Raw genomic sequence first — 20,295 nt, forward strand, 5'->3', positions numbered from 1 at the left:
GAAGTACCTTTATTTTACTTTGCGAGTAGTGACAAAGTGAACCAATAAAAAATAACCAATAAAATCAGATTATTAAAGTCATTAAATAATTAATAAAGACCTTAAAACCTACTCCGTAAAACTTTACACCAGCGTTACACATACTTAATATACAGCGAGTTTAATCTACTATATCTAGTATTAGGGAAATTATGGATGTTCTAGACACCGTCATCTATTCCAGTATGTGGGGCGTGATCTTACTTGCGCTTGTACAAGCTGTGAACAAACCGAAACAGCCGCAAACAACGTATCTCATTGCGCTTTTATTCCTGCTACTAATACATGTCAGCGGAGAACTCGTGATTTATACTGGTGCATATCAATACTTCCCTGCATTAGTAGGTATGCAGATGCCTGTGCGTATTTTGCTGGGCCCTGCCTTATTTTTTTATGCCTGTGCAACCATGTCACCAAACCTTTCTATTTCCAAGAAAAGCTATGCGTTAGCCATGATTGGTCCTGTGGTCGCTATCGCTGTGATGTTGCCTTTTGCCCTTGGGTTTACATCTGCGGAAAAGCTCGCTTTGGCAGATCCTGCAACACGCAACCCAGAACATTTTAAAGTTGCCCTATACACTTGTATCGCAAATATGGTGGTATTTATGGTGTTTAATGCCTTTTATTTCATCAAAGCACTGCAAGTACATGCAAGTCACCGCCAGCAGTTGCTGGAACGTTTTGCTGAAATAGAGTCAAGGTCGCTGGATTGGTTCAGAGTCATGCTGGTGCTATGGGGTATTGTTTGGCTTTGCTACTCCCTATCTTATGTTCCAACATTAACAGGATGGAAATTGCCATGGTTAAAACTGTTACCATTTTTTGAAGCAGCCGTCTTACTGGCTTTTGCACAGTTAGCGCTTAATCAGCCTATTTTAACTAAAGAAGACAAAGGGCAGCCCATATCGGTGCAATCCAGAATTGCTATATTGAGCCAAGATAAAATGGATACAATATCAGAAGCGCTAAAGAATATTATGCTTAATCAGCAGATATTTATGGATGAAGAGCTATCTTTAAACAAACTCTCAAAAGCCATCAATGTCAGTGAAAACCATATTTCTGAGACCTTATCGCAGCAACTAAAAACCAACTTTTTCCAGTTTGTTAACGGGTATCGGATTGCTGCGGCTGAAAAGTTATTGCAAGAAACCGATAAACGCGTGTCCACGATTCAATATGAAGTGGGCTTTAATTCAAAGTCGACCTTTAACACGGCGTTTAAAAAAGCAACAGGATTAACCCCTTCGCTATATAGGAAGCAAGCTACTATAGTAACTCACTAAAAAATATACGAATAAAAAGACCGAACGGGCCCATTAGGACGATCTGAACACAATTTACGACAACAATAGACCCATCTTAACAACGCACTGTCGACATGCGCACTTAAATAAAAGCATGTCGGCACGCCAAAAATAAAAAGGGTTTTATTTATGTCTACTTTACTTGCGACACGCATTGCCGGATTACTTATCCTCATCTCTACCAGCTCATTTATGTACGCCGATTCCATCATCTATGAACTACTCACTAAGCCAGATTTTTTAGAGCAAGCTGCTCTCAACAGATCTTCACTGGCGTTTGCAGCATTGTTAGAGTTTATTAACTGCGCTGCGGTTATTGGTATGTCAATTCTGATTTATCCGACCATCAGACAATATAGCGAACGCGTTGCCATCGGGTACGTCAGTGGTCGTTTGATCGAAGGCGCAACCTTAATCACCGGTGCGGTAACACTGATGACGCTGATTGCCATGGGTAAACAAGTCATTGAAAACCCTGATGTATCGAGCGAATACCTTTACATGATGGGCAGTGCATTAAAATCTGAGCGTTGGTTTGGCTTTTTAATGGGCATGTTTTCTTTAGGCTTGTGTGGTTTTTTACTGAACATCACTTTATACCAATATCGCTTAATTCCAAGAGTCATCTCAGTGCTTGGCATGATTGGCTACGCTGTGTTACTGCTAAAAGTCGCTTTTGACTACTTTGGTTTAAATTTCTCAGGTGCTTGGATGTATATCCCAGGCGGCCTATACGAATTAATCCTCCCTCTTTGGATGATTTTCAAAGGTTTTGATTTGAGCGCTAAGCCAAAAGTCCAATCTTAATTAATAAAACCCACCAAGGAAGCTAAATACGGCTTCCTTTTTCTGTTTTTAAGCTCATTCATCACAAGCACCCTTAAAGCAGCTCTATTTCGGCGTTAATTTATAAAAAAACTAATATTAAAAATAAACAATTGAAAAAAAATAATACCTATACTTTTATTACTTTGCACAAAGTTGTGCTCATAATTTGAAGGGTTAATATAATGTTAAAATTAAATAAGAAAATGATTTTAAAAGTGGTCGGTGGCGCTCAGTGTTTAGCACCCCATGCTAATCTGCCAAAAGATGGGGTATTTGGAAGCGCCTCTCAATGCCGAAATTGTGGCACACCACCTGACACTTAATAAAACAATAACTTAGTCATACTAAATGCCTATTCCTTAATCGAATGGGCATTAAATTACTCACCCCTTGATTATTTCCTGATATATCTATTTATATAAGCCTCTCTAATTCTCAATAAATTTTACTCAAATCAAACCTAGTCAATTAGAAAAAATAGAATTAACTTGATTAATTATATTGATTAATGAAAAATATACTTATTACAAAAATAATTATTAAACTCATATAGATAAGGACAGCTAGTTAGTTGCTATGAAGTACTATTATTTAGTTTATGAAGATCTGCTTGGTGATACCTCTTTAGACGACGCTGAAAAAATCCTCACGAGTCGATTAAAACTGAACCCTGAAATTATCAATGCATTTTTTGAAGGCAAACCTGTTGTCAAAAGCTCAGAAGATAAAGTGCAGCTGCTTGAAACCTTTTTAGAAAAGTCAGGGATAAAAGTTAACAGAACGACACCAAAACTGGACCCGTCTAAAGCCCAACTGGCGGACCTGTATGAAAAGCTTATCGCTGTTGAGGAAAAAGTTGATCACCTCATGAAACAATCTGAGCAACGCCCTAGCTTAGCCGTGGGTGAAAGCATTGACTCTTTAGGTAACCACTTTAAAGATGGACTTAGTAAAGCCTCTTCACTGGCCAGTTCTCTAAAGGACGCAAGTCAAGCGAAGCTAGATCAGATAAAAATGGACGATAATCACCAACCAGAGCCACCTTTTGAGGGGGAGCAAACCACCAACAAAAGTAAGTTTAATTGGGTCGCTTTTTTTGGTAGTGGTCCCTATTACTGCGGTTATGGAAATATCAAAAAAGGGGCTGCGATAGCAGCTGCAACCGGACTCATCCCCGCAATAGGCATGTTCCTCGCCATATACACAGGCTTTAAAGCCAATAAAGAATTGCCCGTCAAACAGGTGCCTTTTAGATGGCCATTGTTTGCAGCCGCATTTACGATGCAAACTCTTTTGCTTGCTCTTGTAATTGGCTTTACTCCTGTTGGAGAAAAAATAGGTACCTCATTCATACCAACCAACGGCGCTTATTCTGGCACTTTAGGCGAACTTCCCAACCCGTATACCGTAGCAATGGTAACTGAAGCGGATATAGAATTCCTAGCAAAGTCTATGCATGACCGTATGAAATTCCTTGCTCCCCCCCAAAAATTGAAAGATGACAAAGATAAGGGGCCTCTTTATGCAATGATGGGCAAGTTAATGGCTCAAGCTCAAAATGATTCAGGCGTTTCCATTGGTGGCGTTGCGGCGCTATTTAAATCTTATGAATGCCTTGCATTGCAGCCTACTCATCTATTAACAGAGTTGTACGGCCCTGTTCTTCTTATTGGTGCTCAATTCTTTAAAGAAGACTATGACTTGATGTATCAACACGGCGTGATTGATAGTCATAGTTATAACATCATAACTGCAGCCCAAGAAGGTGGTGACACTTGCACTGAAAAAGGTAAGCAATTAACAAATGACTTTTTGACAGCAGTACTCCCCCAATAACTCGACATATTGTGGCCTCGGGAGAGGCCCGTTAATGTGCGCCACCGGTTGAGAACATGATTTCAAAACAAGCACCAGATTCGTAGTCTGGACAATAACGAATACTCCCTTGCAACACATATGTGACCAGATTAAACACCATATATAAACCCAGCCCTACTTTCCCTTGATGTCGTGCTGTTGTATAAAATGGCTCGAACATATGCGCCACAGCTTGCTGCTCCACGCCTTTGCCATTATCGGAAAATCGTAATGTTACCTGCTCATGATCAACTGTCACTTTGACAGATATTTGTCCTTTTTTCCCTTCAAAACCATGCAAATAAGCATTTAAGTACAGGTCTTCAAATATCTTTGCTAGAGCTTGTGAGTCACACTGGACATAACACTTGTCCGGACAATCAATGTTCACCATGACATCTGTATCTTTGCCATGAAAGCCAATAAAGCCTTCAATACAGGCTTTGAGGTCAACACGACTTTCACTGCTGACATATTCGTGAGCTGATGCTTGTTTGAAACGCTTAATGAGTTGAGCCGCTCGCTCCGTATTGCTGTCTATCAACTCAATACTCGACAAAGACACATCAATAAACGCTTTTGTATCGCTAAGCGTTAATGTACTGCCTTCTAATTTAGATTTAAATTCATACAACTCTTTCAGTAATATAGAGCTTGCGGTCACTGTTGTGCCAAGTGGTGTGTTTAATTCATGAGAGACTCCTGCGACCAAACGGCCTAAAGACGCCATTTTTTGCGCTTCAACTAAGTTGGCTTGGGTGGATGTCAACTCATCTAATATTTCAGCGAGCTCATCTCTGGATCGCTTTAAACTCAGGGTCCGCTCTTCAACTCGCTTTTCAAGCGTTGCATTGAGCTCAGCCAGCGCCAATTCTGACGCTTTGATGTCTGATATATCTTTTATCGTACCACTGACTCTCAAGGGTGTACCATCTTGCGATCTCGCAGTCACTTTGCCTCTATCTAGCACCCACAACCATCTGCCACTTTTAGTCATAACGCGATAATTTACTTGGTAAAAATCACTGTCTCCTTGCAAATGTCGATTAAACTTAGCATAAAGCTGCTCATAGTCATCAGGGTGAACACTCGTTTTTATTGCACTCAAATCAAAACCAATATGCTCACAGGGTAAACAGAGCTTATTCATTTGATTATCTCTTGTGATCATCCCTGTTTGCAGATCCCAATCCCACAATTCATCGCCACTACCCCAAAGCGCATGACTAAGCCGCTCTTTAACTTCACTCACCTGCTTTAGCGCCGCTTGCTCAATTTTGAGTTGCTTGTTTTTAGTGCGCCAAAAATAACTAAATGAGAAAAAGCAGAATAAAAACAGCATGCCTATTAAAAAGACCGACTGTTGCACAGCCTGCTTTTCTATTTCCAGATCTTTAATGCGATTTTGTTGTACTAAACTTGCGATTTCACGCTCTTTTTCACTCACCCCAAATTCAATCGCCAAGGCACTTATCCGATACCGGTTATTTTTTTCTTCCCACTTATTTTTTAAAACCAAATGCCCTTTCGTATAGTTCAAAGCTTGTTGATGCATACCCAAACTTTCAAAAATTTGAGCTACTTCTAGCTGGCAGTCCATGAGCAAAGGTTCTCTCTGATGCTCTCGGGCGATGTTTATCGCGACCATATACGCATCTATCGCTTTTCGAGGCTGCTCTCTCTGCACATAAAGCTTCGCCAATGCCTGATATATCTCAGCGATTCTATCTTCCCAAGGAGAGCCTTGGTAAAGCGGTATACTTTGCTCTAAATAGCTTTGCGCCAAATCAAGCTGTCCAGTGTCAATGTACAAACGTCCTAGGTCGAGAAAAGTAGAGATATTGGGGTCCGGTCGATTAATTTCTTTTTTTAACGCAATCGCCTGCATTAAAACGTCTTCTGCTTCTTTGTACTTACCAGCCTCTCGATACACACTACCAAGTCGATTATAGGTATGGATCATACCCAATTTATAACCGAGCTCTTTTTTAATGGATAAAGACTTTAAGTGCATTTCGATGGCTTTCTCAAACTTACCAACCTCATCAAAATACGTGCCCATATTACTGTAAAATATGGATTGTTGATTTAAATTATCGAGTGTGAGAGAAAGCTGTATCGCTCTATTTTGGTGAAATAAGACTTTTTCGTACAAATTCATTCTGCGATATAGTGAGGCTAAGCTTTGATGAATTGATGCAGAATGCTGCGTTTCACCAAGCTTCCGATATAAGCTCAAGCTATGCAAATAACTACCAAGCGCCGCTTCATAATCTCGAATTTTGCTGTATAGGTGCCCAGAAAGTCGCTTAGCACTTGCTAAAAAGCGCTCATCTTCAGTTGACGTTGTTTGTTCCATCACATCAATTAACCGCGCTCTGGCCAGATCATACTTTCGCTGGCGTATCGCAACATCTGCAAGGACAAGTTGAACGCGTATTTCATTCGCCTTCAAAGCACTCTTTTTGGCGTACTGTTGCGCCGCTAAAGCGGTTGCATTGGCTTTGTCTAAATCCCCATATGAAATATATGCTCGAGCCTGGTAACTGAGTAACCTTGCCGATTGGTCATCATTAGGGTTGTGTGCCAAAAGTGCGAGGCCCTGCTCTGCATACGTCAGTGCTTGCTTCGTTTTGTAATGAAAATTAAGTGCTACATATTCAATAATGGCTTCGATTTTTTCACCGTTTTGGCTACTTTCGATTCGTTTAAGTATTTGCTCATTAGATAAATTCGCAGCGGTTATAAAGCTTGCAAGTAACATGGTTATGCAAATTAAAACCACCGATTTTTTCAAGGCTAATTCGAACATCTCAACAACCTTTATTTGTGCTCACACATATCTCATTCACTTTTTATATGCCGAGCGACTCCATGGCATTAAGTTTAGCTGGTTGTGAAAATTCTGTTTAAATGGATTTAATTCAAGTTTAGTACTTTGAAATATATATAGTTAGCCTCATATACAAGTGACAAGAACAATAATGTTAAATGGAGTGCAGCCTTAAAATGGCTGATATTTAAAGATGAACAACACGGACAACCCCCTGGTGTTTAAATCACTGGCCAACGCAACGAAATCAGAACTTCACCGACTTACTCAAGGCGTTATTAATACCTGTGAAATTTCACCTTTATTGCACTTTGATCTAAACGGCGCGATGGATGCAGAGAGTAAAGATCTTATGGCACGCTGTGATGACTATAAAAATGGCTTTGCTGAAGTCAGAGCCCGAAGACAAATCTCTGATACTGTGCCAGACGAACACATCCACGATCAAATAGTGACTTTACCTTGTGGCGCGTTGTGGTTAGCTGGGATCTACCGCAATCATCAAGACCTAACCTTCATCGAGATTATCGGAGAACACACAGTTGAATACTCTGATCTTCAACACTACTTACCAGATATATTGCGCTTTTTTAGTTGGTGCCAACCTGAAATCGTATCCGTATGGTCTAAGCCACATAGCGATCACTTTAAGCTACTTGCAAATTTACGTGGCGTTGAAATTGAAGACTGTTTTTGGGGCGCTGAAACTGCCAATATCAATATACCCACAAACGAGGAAATCACGCTACTCCCTTTTGATATGGCCGCTGACTGGCATTGGTATGAACAGGAGTATAAAGCTTTTCATCACGATGTACCGCACTTAAAAGATCGTCTCGAAATCGAAGATAAAGAATCAGTCGCTGAGCTGGTAGAAAAAAATTTGGCATTTGTTGCCTATCACGGTGATCAACCAACACAAAAGGTCGGTGTTATACTGCTGGACCCTTGTACAGAGCTTGGTTATAAAGGGCTATTAATCAATGAATTTATAATTTCAAAGGCGTTTCGAGGCCAAGGCTTTGGACCTAAAATACAAGCAGCCATGATTGACAAAATTCGCGCACAATATGACTTTGTGTGCGGTTATATTTACAGCGGTAACCACGCTTCAATGAACAATGCTAAATACACCCGCTCTTTGCTCAGAACCGAGCTCACACTCCCCATTGAACATTTTATTACATAGCGCTCATCTCTTTAACTTAGATAAAAGCCACGCTGAATTTCAATCGTGGCTTTTTAAATCAGCTTTGAGTGCGATTAGTTACAATCACGTACCCACTGCCATACTTCCCATTTAGATGAGTGATCTGCTGGTGAGTCGCCTTTGTTCCACCACTGTGCTTCATAAATACTGCCATTTTGTGAAACCTGGTCACCTTGCAAATATACTTTGCTACTTGACCATGCATCTACAGCACAACCACCACCGACAGATACTGTCACTTGTTGAGTCTTAGTAGATTGCAGCCCTTCGACATCTTTTACAGTCAAAGACACACTGTAAGTGCCAGCAGCACCATAGGTATGTGTTGGGTTTTTAAGCTGGCTTGTTGTGCCGTCACCAAACTGCCAGTCATAACTCACAACCCCTTTGTCATCAAAAGAGGTGTCGGAGAATGCCACCGTCAATGCGTTCTTCGTAAATGAGAAGTTCGCAACTGGCGGCGTATTATCAACAGGATCAGTATCTCCTTTAGGGATCACTCCACCAAAATGCGTTGCGACTTCAGGCCAAATTAGCTCAATTCGTGTACCACGGTTCAATTTGGTAGTACATTGCGTGCTATTACCATAGTGGTGCAGTGCTATGACATTATTGTCATACGCAGATACGACTGGCGAACCAGAAGAACCACCTATAGTGTCACATTTATACCCCATGTCAGTGTCAGAACCACGACCAGCTGTCACTGTTTGATCGATTTGACAATAACCGCCCGTATTTTGATCGCTTTCAATCGCCAACTCTTTCGGATTACCGCTACCGTGCTGAGGAATGAAAATACGCTGCCCTTTTTGCTGTGCAGACACATCTAAACCAAAATGGCCGAACTGTCTGATTTTCTCAAAATTACTTACTGTAAATAGCGTATAATCCAATCTATAGTCAGTAGCAAGCAGTTGATCTGCCATGACTTTCACTGTGCCATTCGTACTACCAGTACCACAGGCTGAACGTTGATAGTTAAACCACACTTCTACGTTTTTCGCATCAGCCGCCGAATCAAAACAGTGGTTGTTGGTAAACATATGGTTACCTGCACCGACACGCCAAGCGGTACATAAACTGCGCCCCCCGATCAGCAAACGGGCAACAGGACGACTGCGCTCATACTCGACTGGGTGAGATGTTTCCCAACATGCGACATCTCTGCGTTCATTAATGCCGCAAGTTGAGTTTGGCTCAATCATATCAAGACCCGACATAATCTCGTTCGAGGCAAGCTCTGTGTCAGAGTAGCCCGCATAAAAATCCGCAACCTCAATGCCATGACCTTGCGCCCACAAGCTTGGCTCAGAGACGACTAACTTAAGCTTAATTGCATCTGCTGATACAGACATTGACGAAAAGACACCGTTGTCATTTTGATCGTAACGATAGACTTCTTTGCCTTTTAAATCACTCACTTCGAGGTAAGCGCCTTTTGGCAGTGAGAATTTAGCAAAGTTAACTTTAATAAAGTTCGCGTTCGGGTAATTAATCACATGTTCAAACTCATTTTTATCTGAATCAGACACGCTATTGATACCTAAATTAAGCTGATAAGAAACCGCTTGAGCAACTTCTGTTTTTTGCGCAACGCCAGTATCTTGAATATTCGCTTGTGTGCCACAGGCAACGACAAGTGCGCAAGCAGGGAGTAGTGACTTGATTACTTTACATGATGTCATAAGTATAAAATCCTTTAATTGTAATTATTGTGCTTTTTAATAAAAAGCTTATGAAACTTATGTTATTATAAAGTTAATTTCAAGGGGTGAGATAAATTAAAAAGTGTAAATTATAGACAAAGCCAAGTCATTTTATGTACATGACCCCCTCTTAGTTTAGGTGTCCTACCGATTAATTTTTAAAAATGAAAGTTTATAAATCATATATTTAGTATACAGAATCGATTTAATTCGCAATTTTTATGCAGCCCCTACACCAAAAAAATAAACTTCGAAGCTGGCAGATTTACCAGCTTACCTCTAATAGCACTGCGATGCTAAATTAAACCCAGTTCCCATATTGATATTTTTGGTATTTATCTATCGAGCCCGATAAATCTCCATAACATGTAAGAAGGAAATTCTAACAATGAAAAAACAGCTAGTTGCGAGCCTAATTTTGGGGTTATCCTCTTTTGCTACATTTTCTCAAGCGTGTAAAACAGAGGTTGAAACCGTTACCACCAAATATTATAGAGGCATCGCAAGCTGCCATGCATATGTGAACGGGACGTTCCATCGCGTAGAAAAATATATTCCACAAACGACTCAATCTCGCATTTATATTGGTGATTGGATACCAAACCCGACAACTCATCGTCGAGAATATGCAACCTGCTTTGCGAATGTGCCCTTTTCACACTCTGATACACAAATTATTCGCGTCAAATATTGTAAAGACAAAGTGCTGGTTGAGGCACGTGGTATTTCACCAGAGCAAGCAAAAGGCTTTTTAAGGCAACGCGGTGCAACAGAAATTGGAGGTTGTAGACCAGACTTTACTGATCAACCGATGCACTTTATTTGCGCTGGTTATATCGTTGATTGGATAAAACAATAGAGATATAAATTATTGTCTATTTGGCAGATCACAATAAAAACACACCTGCCAAGTAGACAAGTCTCCTAACGAGATATCTTAAGCGAGAATGCAGAAGGAGTGAGCCCTACACCTTAATAAATTAAGACCCACTTATAGAACGTAAAAATCACATTTTTATAATCGTACTTAACCGCTTTTTAATCACTGGGTTGGTTTGCGATTGATACAGCTTATCTAAACGTTCGATATTCATTGCAGATAACTTGTAGTTCGCTTGCTGATAAACACGTGCAAACGCATCAATTGCCGCCATTTGTGGCGACGCCAACAAACTTGATACTACTTGATCTTGATAATCAGCAAGTGGTCCTAACGATTTAATCGTATTTTTGCGCACCTGTATATCAGAGTGTTGAAGTAACTCAGGAAGCTTCGCAATTAACGCTGGGTTTTTCGTATTTGCCATCGCTAACACCGCTGTTGATAGCTGTTTGGGGTCATCCATCTGCTTAGATAAATAATCAGCCACATGTGTTGACTGTGCCGGTGAAAACTTACTCATTGTTCCCATACTCAGCATGGCCATGTCAGAAAGCACCGTGTTTCCCCTATGCTCAACAAGGCTTCTTAAACTAGAAAAGCCAACATCAGATGCATTTTCAAACCGCCCTAGTGCCATAACAAGTTTTTGTTGAACTTGGATACCTACATCATTATCAGTTAGCAGATCTGAAATCATCTGCTCCGCTTGCAGGGTTTGGGCTTTTTGCAATGCGTAAATAAAAGCTGAGGACAAACTATCATGCGTATCAAGAAGGGCTTTCAGTTCGCTCTGATCAAAACTTTTTAGCATATACAGACCGATTGCTTTGGCCAAGTTGGGATCTAAATTGCTCTGTAGTGACTGTATAAGAGTCATGAAGTTATCACTCGTCACTTGTACTTCGACTTGCTTTGAGGATGTCGCGGGTTGAATAGTATGGTTGTGATTAGCAACCCAATCAACGGGAGCAAATGGCACATGCTTTATTGGCTTTACCGTCACTGTTTGCACAACTTCATAACGCTGTCCGCTGCGTTGCCAAATTTGCTTGTTATCATACTCTAGTGTCAGTGTATCCCCAGAAACATCCTTATTCACAGTCATTTTCCACAGCTCTTGTTCTTGATTGTCTGCATATTTTTGCTGTGCTGTTATCACGCGTTCAATGACATTATCTTGTTGAACATATTGAAAAGTCTTTATACCCAAAGCATCTTCGAATGTCAGGGGGGTGTCCAATGAGTAACTCATTAAATCAAGTACTTTTGATACCACAAATAGTGGATGCTGCTCATTCAAGCCAAGCATGTCGAGTTCAGAGAATTGCCGTGACTGATACTTCACCAAAAATGGTAATTGGGCAGGCATCGTTTGTAGCTTATTGTCTGTCATAAACACGATGTCACTGAGCATCGCAGCCGACTTTGTCGAAGCGGCGGCATGTGGTTGAAAGTGCATTTGCCAACTCAGCTCAGAAAATGTCATGGCACTGCCGCTGTCGCTCAATACTGCAGAGTGAATATCCACTTGATAAGCGAAGAAATATGTTTTTGACACCGGCTTATCTTCGGCCATTGACGTGCTTTCAGTCGATTGTGCTTGGTGCGGTGCTTGACTCGAGGAAAAGTTTATAATGATCAAGCCAGCAAACAACGCCGCCGCGACACACATAAAAATTGTTTTATTCATGAAATCTTCTCAAAAGTGGTGGCTAAAGCCACCACTACTTCTGTTGTTATAGATTTTCCCAAACAGGGCTTGCATATTCGTATAGCACGGTTTCACGTGTATACAGTGGATCCCATTTCATGACGTCCACATTGAACTGCAGTAAACCCCACAACTTCTTGCAGTAAGCTTGAATTTTGCCGTCTCCACCAGTAAGTTTTGTGCTAATTTTTAACTCTAAGAAGCCTTGTTCAAGGACTTGCGAGTCTTGCACTACACGACGAATTCCCGCCTCGACATAGCCTTTCCCTTTTACTTTCAACAGGTTTAGTTTTCCCTTCACACCCGCTTCAGAGATGCCGTGACCAAATGAACCGTAAGCTGAGCTCGATACCAAACCACCAACATATGGCTCAACAGAGGCATATATATAGTCTGGACGTCTTACTCCATCGACTTCGAAAGGCTCTTCATTACCGTAGCCGCCAATTACTCCCCCCACGGTAAATTCAGCACCCGCCTCAACACCAGCACCAAATTTAACCCCCACTTTTAATAGCCCAAGCGGGTCTAGTGGTAGCTCAACTTTAGGCTTTATTGGCTCTGGAATAAGATCAAAATAGTACTCAACTGGATAGGTAACAGACGCGTTAAGCAAATCATCACAATTAGGCTTAAAACTCGCGACGGTGTCATCACCAACAGTAAAGTTAAAGCTCATTCCCTGCGTGCAGTCGAGCTTGCTAGGATTAAACGAAAACTCAAGTTCACCAATAGACATTTTAAAGTTTCGATTGTGAAGCTTCACCCAGTTACCAGCTTGATACGCCCCTTGCGTTGCGCCATTGCTCACCTGATCAACATACATCCACCCCTGCTGATCACGATATTGGTGCGATTGACCAATCACATTATTTTTTTCAATCGTTCTTACATTGCGCTCTACATAACCCGGATCTTTATATAAGTAGGCATTTGCAACAGGTGACAATGTAATCGCAGAGATAACGCCTAACAATGCAGCGTATTTAAATTTCATGGTTATCCTCATATTTTTAAATGTTCAAATGTATATATGTTGCGCAACAAAACCACAATAACACACTTTCTTTACACTTTACTTTCATTTTTACCTTTTATAGATAAATAAAGATTTAAAAATAACCAGAAAACCTCAAATAAATACGTATCTCAACATTGATTGATATAACTTTTACAATAATAAGCTTTTACATTGATGTTAAATTTAAAATAAAATTTTATTTTAATCTTGTAATACCACTAAATAATTATAAAAAGTATTTTATAAACAAAAGCTAAAGCCACATAAGTTACAAACCAATAACCCAGACAATCCTAAGAATAAAACTAATATTTATTATTTTAATTTTGAATAAGAGAACAGAACAAAACTGACCAGTTTTCAAACTATACAGAGAGGGGTCAAAGCTTAACCCGCCGTACGATTGTTCAAAATGCAAACGCTACAAAGTGTGTAATTTAGGCGTGGTTGAAGTGAATAATATTGAATAAAGAAGAGAGGAACATCAAAAATTAAAAACCCAGCAGCAAGCATACGATAAGTGTGCTGCTGGGTTATCGGACACTTTATAGTACAGAAACCGAACCGAAGATACTATTTACTTCAGCTTTATAACGCTCTGCATAGTGTAGAGATGGTGAAATATACATAACCATGTATAACTTATCATTTTTAACAGCAACAAGTGCGTCAACTGACTTCTTCAAACCACCTTCAAGGAAATAAGAGAGTTCCATTCTGAAACCAACATCTTCACCAATCATTTGCGGTGCCATGCTCTCAGTATTCACGTTGATTGAGCCACCATGGCTATTTTTCAGTGACGTTTTTACAAACTCTTCAAGTTCATTTGGCAACATACCCGCTTTAAAAGAAGGTAATGGTAACTCTTTGTTAGAAGACTTAAATATAGTTTCTCCATTCGCAATATTACCAATGATGTATAGCTCATTTAATGCTAAGCCATCTTTAGTCCATAGCTGAGACTTTTTATGTGGGTTACCATTGACTTTATTCCAACTTGAAGTTGGTGTCAGCGTTATACCATGAACAGTTGCAGACTGCGGCTTAACAAGCTTAAACGCAGCGCATGAAGTTAGTGTCAGTAAGAACAGTGCTAATGCAATGTGTTTCATTTTACTATCCCAAAGTTTTAATGTAATAAGCTACCATTGCTTTATCCTTAGCATCCGGTACCAATTCTAAATATTTTTCAAAATGTGCTTTAGCCGTACTGTTTTCCTTAACTTTTAAGTACAGGTAAGCTAGATGTTTATGTGTTGTATTCGGATAACCTGCGTGAGTCAGAGCAGCCTTATAATGAGTGATCGCCTCTTTTATATCTTGCTCTTTTCCGCGTTTTCTTGATAATTCACCATAAAAATAGTGAATCAAAGATAACGGGTAACCCATCTCTTTATGACGCTCTAGCAACACTTCTGTCTGCTCTTGCTCTTGAAGCGCAATATGGTTTTTCATCAAACGCTCATAATGAACGCTGACTACGGCATGTAAACCTGATCCCTTATTGTCTTCACTCTTCACTTTAGGCAGTGTTAATGCGTGAGATTTAAGGTATTTATTGCGCTCTTCTGAAGCTGGGTGGCTTGCAAAAAATGTAGAACGCGACTCTTTCGATTTGTCCGAGTTTCTTTCTTCAAGAATATTGCCCCACAACAAACTCGCCTCAAGCGGGTCAAATCCAGCCTTGTGCATCAGCTCTGCGCCCATAATATCAGCTTCTTTTTCATGCTTACGGCTAAATGCCGCACCAGAACCTGAATTAGCCAGGGTAGCCAAACCGTATACGCCCGTGACGGCTGCAATACCTATATCAAGAATGATATTGGCTGCGGCTGTGCTTTGCGCTTGTCGCCATTGCTCAATTTGGTGCGTACGTAAGAAGTGTGCGACCTCGTGACCCAGTATGGCAGCGAGCTGGCTTTCATTCTCTACACGTAACAACAAACCAGTCCAAACATGCATCATGCCGTTTGGATACATTGCAGCATTGAAGTGAGGGTTATCAATAATATAAACACGAATTGATGAACAATATTCTCCAGCTATCTTACATACCATATTCGAGACATAGTTATTTAACTCCTCGTCACGAATAAGATAAGGAGAGCTTTTGACATCTGCCTCAAGTTGATTAACCTTGTACCAAAACCCGCCCTCATCTGAAGACCAATCCGGTTCATAGTTCACGTCAATAGTAGGCGAATATGTCAGCTGAGAATGTGCATTACAAATCGGTACGATGACTACAACAAGAAAAACAAGTAAAAGCGTATTTTTCATGTGTTATTCCGCGCTAGGAAATCCGTCTAATAAATTCTGTACAGATCTTTGTGCTGACTTTTCTTTTCTTAAGTCGCCTGTGGTGCTAAACAAACGGTTAAACCACACAACATCTCCAGACTCAAGATCTACCAGCGATGCAAAACCAATTTGGCTTCCACCTGGCGCACCTAAAAGCACCTGCATTGCAACTCGGCCTGCTGACGCATAGCTATCACGCATAAATAAAAACAACGCATAATCTGCGCCTGTTTCTTGACGAAGTGTTTGCGCGTCATTACCTAATGTCCAGTCAAAATTCTTGCCTTTAGATGGCAGTTTTTGAGGACCAAGGTGGTGTACTAGCACTGAATAACCAACCGCTTCGTGTAATTTAGCTAATTGATAGCTGATAGCGTTTGGATCAGTATTGTCTGATTCGAAAGGCACGATATCCGCGTTATGCTTTTCCATCACTCTTGCCGCTGCAACATTCATGTGCTTTTTAGCACTTTCAGTCCAGTCTGCTTTCGTTTCTAATGCGCCTAGTGCTGTTAATTCAGCTAATTCAACATCAATTGGCATCAACAGGATTTTTGATTTTTCTAATTTTTCTCCTGCTTCGCTACTACTATTTAATGTAGATTTTGCGGCGTAGTTTGACGTGTGTGCACACCCTTGCAAAAGCAACAGTGAAAGCACAGTTAAAGTGGCTAAAATATTACCTTTCATCTCTCTTCCCGATAAAATAAAGGCGGGAAAATATACTAAATCGGGGACTAATGCAATTATTTGTAAGAAATCGTTAAGAACTATTGTAAAATAATAAATTTATTAATAATTAACAACTAAGCAAATAACATAACAAAGAAATCCATAGGTGCAATGCTTAAAGCTAGGTCATGGGATATTGTAAAACAACGGGTAGATCAAAAATTAACCACTCATTAATTTACCAAACATAAATTGATCAAAAATCAATCTAAAAGTACCCTTTAAAAAATTACATTTCCAAGGCCTGTTCGTTAAGCTTAAAACACAAACCCCATGCGTTTGGAGGGTATATCTAGCTCAATGTACAACGAAGACAAAAAACCAACCACAGCAACTTAACCAACTCGTTGCCAAGCTGTTGAGCACCGCGCTAAGCTGACATTTTTTCTTAAAAGCTAGGCTACATACTCAACCAATATGTCTATGACTGAACCCGCTCATGATGAAATGGACTTATTGCTCCATTCTCTCTTTTGAAAATCCGACACAAATAGGCCTCAATTTGCTTTCCATAAAAAGAGTAAAACATATCGAATAAAGAAGTATTGTTGCACTTACAAACTACATTCACACATAGCGTTAAAATCCATTAATCGCATACCTATTCACAAGTTAGATAAAATATTTTACAGTACGCGCAACTTAGTTATTGAGAGCCCTATGCTTAAGCCCTTATCACACGTATTGATTATTACTGCTGTGTTAGTCGCCTTTATCGGCCAGTCGCTTGCATATAACTTTGCCATGTCCTTTGAGCAAGGCTCAACACTTGTCGTGGATCTTCACCTTACGGCGTCAGACGCGCAACACACGTTAGAAAGCGCCACTCAAAATCAAGACGATTGCTGTGAGGTCGATTGTTGTGAGGACGAGTGCATCTGTCCATCCAATGCGTGTATGACTTTTGCCTATGTAAAACCAGACAATCACTCTGTATCGTTCTCTAAATATCACCACATGTTGTTCAATATCTCCCGTGAACACCCAATCAAAGTACAAGATTCACTTTTTCGTCCCCCTATTTTTGCCTCTTAAGGGTTAGTGCGCCCGCAATTCACACATTTAAATCACTTTTAAATATTTATGCTTAATATGCGAGCAATTTTCGCATGCTTAGAGGTAAAAATGCTAAACACCTATTCTACAATCGCCATCTCGGCGATGCTGCTACCCTATGCTTCTTATGCGGGTGAACATCACCATCATGAAGAAAACCATGGTGATCATCACCACGAACATAACAATAAACAAGTTGAAAAAATCCAAGTTACTGCATCTAGGCTTGGCCGTATCGTGACAGAGTCAGCCACACGAACCGAAGTCATCAACGCTGAAGAGGTGCAAGAAAAAGCACTGATGAGGCCGGGTAATATCTCGATGTTGGTCGCCGAAACTGGCGGCGTTAGAGTACAAAATACCTCCCCTGCGCTGGGCAGTGCAAATATTAGATTGCAAGGATTATACGGTCGCTATACACAGCTCTTAAGTGACGGTTTACCTTTGTACGGTGGTCAAACCGCCTCTATCGGATTACTTCAGATCCCTCCTACCGATCTGGCTAATGTTGAAATCATTAAAGGCTCTGCATCATCGTTATATGGCGGCTCGGCACTGGGCGGGGTTATCAATTTGATATCGCGAACGCCTTCTGACGAGTTTGAAGGAGAAGCCCTGTTTAATACCACATCTAAAGATGGTCAAGATATTACCGCCTATCTTGCCTCACCCATAACAGATAATATAAGCACCTCCATTACCGCCGGTGCCCATCATCAAGCAGCGAAAGATCTGGATAATGATGGCTGGATAGACATGGCAGCATATAACAGAGCAACTATGCGACCTCGTATATATTGGTCCAGTGACAGCGGAGCAAATTTGTATGCCACCTTTGGTGCCATGACAGAGCAACGTTCAGCGGGGACACTGGAAGGGGCCGTTATGCCTGATGGGCAACCTTATGTCCAAGCACAAGACACGACGAGGCTCGACGGCGGTTTTATCTTTGAGCAACCACTAGACGACGTGCTCAACCTCAATGTCCGAGGCTCTGTAATGCATCAAGATCACGACCATCAATATGGCCAAGTACTAGAAAACGACACGCATGAAAGCTACCTGCTTGAAACGAGTTTATCTGGCTATACGGACGATGCAGCATGGCTTGTGGGTATAGCGCATCAAAGCGATGAGTTTTCATCAGAAAGTAACCCTGAGTTTAACTATACATTTGAAGTTCCGGGCTTATTTTCACAATTAGACTACGACATCACCCAAGATGTCGCGATGTCACTCAGTGCCCGAGCGGATTGGCACAGTGAATATGGCACGCAATTCAGTCCACGCATTTCTGTACTCTACAACCCAAGTGATTGGACGGTACGTGGCTCATACGGCAAAGGATTCTATGCACCCACGCCCTTTATCGAAGATATTGATGATACAGGCCTTTCACGACTCGCACCTCTGACAGATTTAGACGCTGAGCGCGCAACGACCGCATCCATTGATATTGGCTATACGTTCAATGGCATTGAAGCCAGCATGACCTTATTTGCTTCTGATGTGGATAACGTCACAGAGCTTGAAATGCTAGATGGTGCAGATACGCGCTCAGATAAAACAGTACGTATCGTCAATGCATCTGGGCAAAGTGAAATTCGCGGCACTGAATTGCTACTGCGTTATCGTTGGCATGACATTAAATTGACCGCCAGCTACTTATATACAGATGCCAGTAAAGCAACATCGACAGGTTTTGGACGCGAACCTCTTGCTTTGACACCAAGACACTCCGCTGGTGCAGTGATCATGTGGGAAGAACATGGTAGTCATTTAGTTGGATTTGAAGCCTATTATACTGGCACGCAAAAGCTAGAAAACAATCCCTATCTGGACAACAGCGACCCATATTGGCACCTTGGACTGTTAGGCCAAATCACACTGGGCAACGTCAGTTGGTTTTTAAACGCTGAAAACTTACTGAATATCCGTCAAACCAAAGACTACTCACTCTTGCTGCCGCAACAGGCAAAAAGTGGACGCTGGACAACTGATATTTGGTCTCGAAATGATGGATTCACCGTCAATGCAGGGATTAGAATGACGTTTGGCTAGCCGCCACTCGTCAAAAAAATCGGGAAATAGATTCGCGACTATTTCCCTTTTTCAGCTATTTTGTATATGGCTAGCGCAATGATATATACGTTACTGTGCTCTGGTAAACTCCATCTTCCAATTCACTTCCCATGTTTCGCCATTATCTTTAGAAAATGCTTGTTGCCAAGTTGGCATATCTGGGTTAGTTGAGTCCCATACAAATCTGACTTTAATTGGCACACCGTTATATACCTCATCAGCATAAAAACGCCCGACGCCACCAGAAAACTGACCAACGACCGGTGTATCCATTGCCGTTGGATTTCGCCCATCAAGCCACCAAATTGACCACTCTTTTGTCTGACTGTTATAAGAGCGGATCGCTTTTGCTCTCACAGACTCATTGGGCATATGTAAATGGTTATCTTCTACATTACCAAACCCACCAAGCGTTTTTACTGTCGATGATTGCCCTTCAAATTCAATCCACTCTTGTGCGCCACTGAGAATATCTTTTAAACGACGGTGTTTTACCTGCCAATCGCCGATAATAAAATCAAAATCCTTTGGTTCATTGTGCTCGAGTACTTGAAGCATGGCTTTTCCTTGTTGTTTGTTTTTAATTTTGATACACCATACCACAAGCACTGTATATTTAAACAGTTAAATAATGAATTATAAAAAAAAGCAAACAGTTAGACTGTCATAATACACAGAACGTGAGCATCCAAGCACAGGATGCTGTCGTTCTGAATGGGGCTA

General features: G+C 40.9%; 15 protein-coding genes. 7 read left to right on the forward strand and 8 right to left on the reverse strand.

The window, feature by feature from the left end:
• Positions 1–191: 191 nt before the first annotated feature.
• From JF50_RS10060 to JF50_RS10070, 3 genes are all read left to right on the forward strand, one after another.
• A complete protein-coding gene (locus JF50_RS10060) occupies positions 192–1,325 on the forward strand; it encodes a helix-turn-helix domain-containing protein (protein WP_039609297.1) in 1,134 nt (377 codons plus the stop codon).
• Positions 1,326–1,475: 150 nt separating this feature from the next.
• Positions 1,476–2,153 (forward strand): DUF4386 domain-containing protein, encoded by a 678-nt coding sequence (locus JF50_RS10065; RefSeq protein WP_039609298.1) that lies wholly within the window; start codon positions 1,476–1,478, stop codon positions 2,151–2,153.
• Between the two features lie 597 nt (positions 2,154–2,750).
• Positions 2,751–4,010, forward strand: coding sequence for a hypothetical protein (locus JF50_RS10070; RefSeq protein WP_039609299.1), 1,260 nt, complete (start codon positions 2,751–2,753; stop codon positions 4,008–4,010).
• A gap of 31 nt (positions 4,011–4,041) precedes the next feature.
• Here JF50_RS10070 and JF50_RS10075 read toward each other — a convergent pair whose 3' ends face one another.
• Positions 4,042–6,843 (reverse strand): tetratricopeptide repeat protein, encoded by a 2,802-nt coding sequence (locus tag JF50_RS10075; protein WP_039609300.1) that lies wholly within the window; start codon positions 6,841–6,843, stop codon positions 4,042–4,044.
• 214 nt (positions 6,844–7,057) lie between these two features.
• On the opposite strand from JF50_RS10075, the gene JF50_RS10080 reads away from it, so the two are divergent.
• Positions 7,058–8,053 carry a GNAT family N-acetyltransferase gene (locus JF50_RS10080; RefSeq protein ID WP_039609301.1) on the forward strand — a complete coding sequence of 332 codons (996 nt, stop codon included), beginning with the start codon at positions 7,058–7,060 and terminating at the stop codon, positions 8,051–8,053.
• A 74-nt stretch (positions 8,054–8,127) separates the two neighbouring features.
• Here JF50_RS10080 and JF50_RS27525 read toward each other — a convergent pair whose 3' ends face one another.
• A complete protein-coding gene (locus tag JF50_RS27525; RefSeq protein WP_052262227.1) occupies positions 8,128–9,762 on the reverse strand; it encodes a PKD domain-containing protein in 1,635 nt (544 codons plus the stop codon).
• Positions 9,763–10,171: 409 nt separating this feature from the next.
• On the opposite strand from JF50_RS27525, the gene JF50_RS10090 reads away from it, so the two are divergent.
• A complete protein-coding gene (locus JF50_RS10090; protein ID WP_039609302.1) occupies positions 10,172–10,642 on the forward strand; it encodes a hypothetical protein in 471 nt (156 codons plus the stop codon).
• Positions 10,643–10,790: 148 nt separating this feature from the next.
• Here JF50_RS10090 and JF50_RS10095 read toward each other — a convergent pair whose 3' ends face one another.
• The 5 genes from JF50_RS10095 to JF50_RS10115 form a co-directional block, all read right to left on the reverse strand.
• A complete protein-coding gene (locus tag JF50_RS10095) occupies positions 10,791–12,356 on the reverse strand; it encodes a HEAT repeat domain-containing protein (RefSeq protein ID WP_039609303.1) in 1,566 nt (521 codons plus the stop codon).
• Between the two features lie 46 nt (positions 12,357–12,402).
• A complete protein-coding gene (locus JF50_RS10100; protein WP_039609304.1) occupies positions 12,403–13,374 on the reverse strand; it encodes a hypothetical protein in 972 nt (323 codons plus the stop codon).
• A gap of 569 nt (positions 13,375–13,943) precedes the next feature.
• Positions 13,944–14,513, reverse strand: a complete 570-nt coding sequence (locus tag JF50_RS10105; protein ID WP_039609305.1) for a hypothetical protein — start codon at positions 14,511–14,513, stop codon at positions 13,944–13,946.
• Between the two features lie 4 nt (positions 14,514–14,517).
• A complete protein-coding gene (locus JF50_RS10110; protein ID WP_039609306.1) occupies positions 14,518–15,681 on the reverse strand; it encodes a M48 family metallopeptidase in 1,164 nt (387 codons plus the stop codon).
• Between the two features lie 3 nt (positions 15,682–15,684).
• Positions 15,685–16,392 carry a hypothetical protein gene (locus tag JF50_RS10115; RefSeq protein ID WP_052262228.1) on the reverse strand — a complete coding sequence of 236 codons (708 nt, stop codon included), beginning with the start codon at positions 16,390–16,392 and terminating at the stop codon, positions 15,685–15,687.
• A 702-nt stretch (positions 16,393–17,094) separates the two neighbouring features.
• Between JF50_RS10115 and JF50_RS10120 the strand changes: the two genes are divergently transcribed.
• Both JF50_RS10120 and JF50_RS10125 read left to right on the forward strand, forming a co-directional pair.
• Positions 17,095–17,469, forward strand: coding sequence for a hypothetical protein (locus JF50_RS10120; protein ID WP_039609307.1), 375 nt, complete (start codon positions 17,095–17,097; stop codon positions 17,467–17,469).
• A 90-nt stretch (positions 17,470–17,559) separates the two neighbouring features.
• A complete protein-coding gene (locus JF50_RS10125; protein ID WP_039609308.1) occupies positions 17,560–19,551 on the forward strand; it encodes a TonB-dependent receptor plug domain-containing protein in 1,992 nt (663 codons plus the stop codon).
• Positions 19,552–19,641: 90 nt separating this feature from the next.
• Here the strand turns inward: JF50_RS10125 and JF50_RS10130 are convergent, their stop codons facing one another.
• Positions 19,642–20,130, reverse strand: a complete 489-nt coding sequence (locus JF50_RS10130; RefSeq protein ID WP_039609309.1) for a hypothetical protein — start codon at positions 20,128–20,130, stop codon at positions 19,642–19,644.
• Positions 20,131–20,295: the final 165 nt, after the last annotated feature.

This window comes from Pseudoalteromonas luteoviolacea (genome assembly GCF_000814765.1).
Classification (GTDB): Bacteria; Pseudomonadota; Gammaproteobacteria; order Enterobacterales; family Alteromonadaceae; genus Pseudoalteromonas; species Pseudoalteromonas luteoviolacea_H.